5 protein-coding genes are annotated in these 4,387 nt (G+C 46.6%); all 5 read right to left on the minus strand.

Annotation, left to right across the window (positions count from 1 at the left end):
- Positions 1-358: hypothetical protein (locus IBX50_RS17630; RefSeq protein WP_292257609.1), on the minus strand; the 358-nt coding region annotated here is incomplete at its 3' end.
- Entirely contained in the window at positions 355-852 is a 498-nt protein-coding gene (gene fliS, locus IBX50_RS17635) for a flagellar export chaperone FliS (RefSeq protein WP_292257610.1), read from the minus strand. The genes IBX50_RS17630 and fliS (IBX50_RS17635), both read right to left, overlap by 4 nt.
- Before the next feature lie 119 nt (positions 853-971).
- Positions 972-1,844, minus strand: coding sequence for a flagellin (locus IBX50_RS17640; RefSeq protein ID WP_292257611.1), 873 nt, complete (start codon positions 1,842-1,844; stop codon positions 972-974).
- 129 nt (positions 1,845-1,973) lie between these two features.
- A complete protein-coding gene (gene fliS / locus IBX50_RS17645) occupies positions 1,974-2,396 on the minus strand; it encodes a flagellar export chaperone FliS (protein ID WP_292257612.1) in 423 nt (140 codons plus the stop codon).
- 90 nt (positions 2,397-2,486) lie between these two features.
- Positions 2,487-4,358, minus strand: coding sequence for a flagellar filament capping protein FliD (fliD, locus tag IBX50_RS17650; protein WP_292257613.1), 1,872 nt, complete (start codon positions 4,356-4,358; stop codon positions 2,487-2,489).
- Positions 4,359-4,387: the final 29 nt, after the last annotated feature.

Raw genomic sequence — 4,387 nt, forward strand, 5'->3', positions numbered from 1 at the left:
AAAACTGGCCTTTGGCTTGGCCGTAGGCGTTAACTGCCTTGCGGTTGTGCTGGTTGTCAGCACGCATTTGATGCAGGCTGGTGCGGATTTCCATTGCTTTATCCTGCAGTTCAGTATCTAGGGTTTCTAGAGTCTGCAGTTCAGAGAGGTGCTGCTGAACTTCTGCTTCTGTCCAGCTTTTGCTGAATACCTGATGCACTAACTGATCGCGGATTTTAGCCAGTTTTTCAGTTTTCTCAGCATTATCAGCTTCTGCTGCAGTCATTTTGCCGATCTCATCTAACAGTAGACGTGTGGCCTTGATGGCTTGCACCAGCGCTTGCACTGGGCTAAGGTTTTCAATCGGTTCAGCACTCATGGCTTTGGTGGTTCCTGCTGAGTTTTGATTGCTTGTTCTTTCTGGTACTGTGTTAGGTCTTCGCGGAATTTGCGGGCTTCATCCGCAACTTCTTCCCAAGCTTCTTTAATTGGGGTGAGCAGGTTAACGGCCTCGATTACTGAGTCAGCTTTGTTACTGGCCTTTGCTTTACTGATCAGACGACCACAATACTCATATAGATTATCCAGATTGGCAGCAAGCTCTGGATCAATGTCATGGCGCAAGGTGACACGTAACTCAGTAATGCCTGCCTGAGCCTTGTTTAACCACTTGTTCTTGGATACTTCGTCCTTCCGATCCAGCGCACTGATACCATCATTCAGGTGAGAAATAATGGCACTGTAAAGCATCTGAGTCAGTTTATGGGCATCTGCCTCCTGCACTTCAGTTTCCAGATGGCGATTATTATTCACCTGTGAAGCCCAAGCCTGAGCAGATTTTTTCATCTGATAGGGAGTTAACCGACGAACCATAATTTAGAATGCTCTGGAAGTTGACTGGAATCAGTAACAGTCTAGTGGAATGTCTGTGCAAATAAAAGACATCCGGCAGGGTGCTGCTGCACCAGTGCCGGATGATCTGAGAGTAAAAATTACAGCAGTCCGAGAATAACCTGGCTGGCTTGGTTAGCTTGGGACAGTGAAGCAACACCCGCTTGCTGTAGTACCTGCTGCTTGGCAAGGTTGGATGTTTCTGTGGCAAAATCAGCATCCTGAATACGGCTGCGTGCAGCAGTCAGGTTTTCAGCGTAGATGTTGTTGCCGGATATTACCGCTTCAAATCGGTTCATCACCGCACCGAAAGTGGCGCGCATTTCTGAGATTTTATCAATGGAGGCGCGGGTCAGCGAAATGGCGCTTTGTGCTGCGGACTGCGTGGTGATATTAATAGCGCCACCGGTACCAAAACCAGCGCTGATAATCTGCTGCAGGCCTGTTGAACCTGCTCCCGTGGTTTCAGCCAAGCCACCTGACATAATACCGGCATTAATACGTGATGCGGACTCATTGGTAAAACCGATTTGCAGAACCAAGTCGGTTGCACCTGAGTTGAGTAGCGGCATTCCATTAAATTCAGTGGTCTCAATAATCCGCGCAATTTCCATGGTCAGTTGATCCACTTCCTTCTGTAGACCACCGCGTGCCGCAGTATTATATGTACCGTTAGCAGACTGAATGGCCAGCTCGTTGATACGCTGCAGGTTGGCAGTAATCTGATCCAGTGCACCTTCAGCAGTCTGTGCCATGGAGATACCATCACCGGCATTACGTGTGGCCATGTTCAAACCGCGGATATCTTTGGTTTGAGATTGCGCCAGATACAAACCAGCTGCATCGTCTTTTGCAGAGTTGATGCGTAGGCCAGTAGAAAGCCGCTGGAAGGTAGTAGCTTGCTGATTCTGGGTTGTTGCAAGATTTCGACTTGCGTTCAGGGCAGCAATATTAGTGTTAAGTACCAAACTCATTGTCCGACTCCTTTTCAGGTAACGTCACTGGCAAGTGCTTGCCGTTATTTTCGGCAAACTCTTGCCGTTTTAACGCATATACTGGCAGAGCCAGCGTGCTGCCTTATTCTTTAGCAATCAGTGTGCCAATTAGTTCGAATCAGCCAGCACTTTTTCTGCCTCTTCCTTGATTGCATCCCAGCCTTCTTTGACCGGTTTCATCAGGTTGATCACCTCTTCTACCATAGTGGTGTCATTGGCAGAGGTTGCTTGCATCAAACGGCGTCCCATATAGTCGTAAAGACTATTTAGGGTGATGGCCACGTCTTTACCTTTCTCAAAGTCCAGTGAGGTGCGCAGCTCAGTAATAATGGCCTGCGCACGAGTACTGGCCTGTGTTTTAGCAAGGCCATCCTTGCGTTCAATTGCTCCCTTGGTGGCAGCCAGCCGCCCCATCAGTGCTTCCATTAATATCTGAATCAGGCGATAGGGACTGGCTTCCATGACTTCTGCCTCACGGCTGGTGCCTTGAACATACTGCGCAACACCACGTAGTTGTTTTTTGTAGACCATTTTGCTACTCCTGCAGCTGTGTTTTGTGCATAAAAAAGGGTACCACTAGGATACCCTGAAAAAAACTTAACAACGAACTGTAGCTGATTACTACTTGTTGCGTGTGTAGCCAGGTAGGTTGGACATTTGCTGACCAATCCAAGAGCCAGTAGAGTTTTGGTTAGCAATAATACCTTCAATGGCGCTGAACTGTTTTACCAGTCTTGCTTCCAGCAGCTCAAGACGGTGAGTGGTTGAGGCCACCCGATCATCAATACGTTTGACTTCTTTATTTAAACCCTCATTACGGATTTCGATCAGGCCTTTTCGAAGTTCACCATTCTGGGTTGTGGTGCTGGTCAAACGCTGTGCCAGATCGGCAAAACGAGCAGCGTAACCATCAATACCCCCATCATCGACAAAATCCGAAGCTCCAAGCACATGCGCAACTCTTTCAAAGTCATTTTCCAGCATTTCGGCTAACTTGGCACTGTTGGTACGTAGAGTACCATTTTGTGAGTCGGGGTTTTCCGGATCAAAAGATTTTGAGCTATACACCTCGATGCCCAGAATGGCTAAGTAGTTTTTCTGAGTGTCACTTTCAAAGTCTGGATCACTAGGATCCAAAGCACTGGTTGTAGGTGTATAGAGAATATTGCGCAGCTCACCCTCAATACTACGGATGGTGCTATCTCCATAAAGAGAGCCTTTTTTAGCTTCGTTCAGATGGATGATGACATCATTGTAAGCTTTAACAAACTTGTCAATATTGTCTTTAATGGCTTTGTCATCGCGTTTTACTTCAAGGCTACTGGTCTTAATGGCTTCATTCATAGCACCTTGAGTCACATTAATTGTGACACCAGAAACTACATTGCTGAAAGCATTTGATGAGTTGGATGCCTCAATACCATCAATTTTGATGCGAGCGTCAAGGTTATTGCTAACGCGGTAAGCTAAACGTTCTTCTTCGGTTGCAAGATTATCATGGACAGTCTGACTATATTCAGAGCTGGAAAGTGACGTATTTTTTGAAAAGTCGAGAGGGGTGCCAGTATAATTGATGACATTATTAAAACTCATGGTAAATGCAGAGCTATCAGCTGCTGCATCGATACGAGTAACCTGTAGGCGTTCTTTTGTTGCATCTTCTGGATCAACGACAACTGTGGCGGTTAAGCCATGACCTGATGCAGTAATTTCAGCAGCCAAATCTGCAAGTGTTTTACCATTGGCATCTATGGATAAACTAAAAGCAGTGCCATCACTGGCTGTACCACCTAGGTTAATGGTACCTGTGTTAAAAGAGGTGCCTGCAGCGGTATAAGCACTAGAGCGGGTTTGTTCGGTGATGTTGTCGTCACCATCTTTGACTGTATTGTTAAAAGCTGATGAGCCAGTTAGTTGTGTGCCAGAGATGATAGACAGTTCATCAAAGTCAATGTCAAAGCGCCCTTCTTCACCAGTTTGCTTAGCATTAAGCACTAGACGAGCTTCACCATTACCTACATTAACAAGGTTCGCTGAGACCTTATCCTTCAGATCTGTGTCAGAGTTAATTTCTTGGCGCAAGCGATCCAGAGTCCAGCCATCCTGAATCTCTATGGTCTTGCCTGCAATGGTGACTTCGCCTTGCAAAAAACCAGTTGTGCTTACTGGCTCCATGACGGTACGGTAGCTACGTGCCTCTGCCAGCACTTCAATATTGTAGTTGCCAGCAGTAGCACCACCAATATGATCTGCAGTGGCTGTAAATAATTTAGGATTACCCGGGGTGGCAGCCAACTGCTGGAATTTAACTTGGCCACGCAGATCCAGCATGGCTGTACGCATGGTTCCAAGCCGGCTACTCAGTTGTCCCATAGCACTGATTTGTGCCTTGTAGAAGTTTTTATCATTCTCAAGGCGTTTTAGTGGTGCAGCTTCTGCTGCAAGGGTGGCTTGGATAATGTCTTTTACTGGTAAGCCGGAGCCAACACCCATAAAACTAATGCCAGACATAATTTAATCCT

It is taken from the genome of Marinospirillum sp., assembly GCF_014859565.1.

Bases quoted from the DNA above. Each gene is read 5' to 3' on its own strand.
- fliS (WP_292257612.1), bottom strand. From the start codon at position 2,396: ATGGTCTACAAAAAACAACTACGTGGTGTTGCGCAGTATGTTCAAGGC.
- fliS (WP_292257610.1), bottom strand. From the start codon at position 852: ATGGTTCGTCGGTTAACTCCCTATCAGATGAAAAAATCTGCTCAGGCT.
- IBX50_RS17640 (WP_292257611.1), bottom strand. From the start codon at position 1,844: ATGAGTTTGGTACTTAACACTAATATTGCTGCCCTGAACGCAAGTCGA.
- fliD (WP_292257613.1), bottom strand. From the start codon at position 4,358: ATGGGTGTTGGCTCCGGCTTACCAGTAAAAGACATTATCCAAGCCACC.